The sequence below is a fragment of the Streptomyces sp. DH12 genome (assembly GCF_020873895.1).
Taxonomy (GTDB): Bacteria; Actinomycetota; Actinomycetes; order Streptomycetales; family Streptomycetaceae; genus Streptomyces.
Map to the genome: position 1 here is coordinate 1 of NZ_JAHWGT010000880.1, position 474 is coordinate 474.

The 474-nt window shown below is 77.0% G+C and carries 1 protein-coding gene and 1 pseudogene; both read left to right on the plus strand.

Features of this window, described 5'->3' with window-relative positions:
• A pseudogene (locus LPA54_RS37580) lies at positions 1-299 on the plus strand (hypothetical protein); the annotation flags it as partial.
• Between the two features lie 73 nt (positions 300-372).
• Positions 373-474: carbamoyltransferase N-terminal domain-containing protein (locus tag LPA54_RS42750; RefSeq protein ID WP_306806625.1), on the plus strand; the 102-nt coding region annotated here is incomplete at its 3' end.

Sequence of the window (474 nt, forward strand, 5' to 3'; positions counted from 1 at the left end):
CGGCTCGTCCGGGCCGCCTCGGCGCGGAACCAGTCGATCGTGCGGCGCAGGCCCTCCTCGGCGCCCACCCGCGGCTCCCAGCCGAGATCAGCATGCTCGGCCTGGCCCGCCTGGTGGTGGCGCTGGCGGGTTCCTCCTCCGAGGTGCGCTACATCGAGCGTCCCGTGGACGACCCGGCCGTGCGCTGCCCCGACATCACGCTGGCCCGCGACAAGCTCGGCTGGGAGCCGCGGGTGGGCGCCGAGGAGGGCCTGCGCCGCACGATCGACTGGTTCCGCGCCGAGGCGGCCCGCGGCTGAGCGGCCCGCCCCGCCGGCCCCTGGACCAGGCGGCCGATCCGGCCGCCGCCCCCACGCGAAAGGTCCGTCCGCCATGCGCATCCTCGGCATCAACGCCCTGTTCCACGACCCCGCGGCCGCCCTGGTGATCGACGGCCGTACCGTCGCCGCCGCGGAGGAGGAGCGGTTCTCCCGG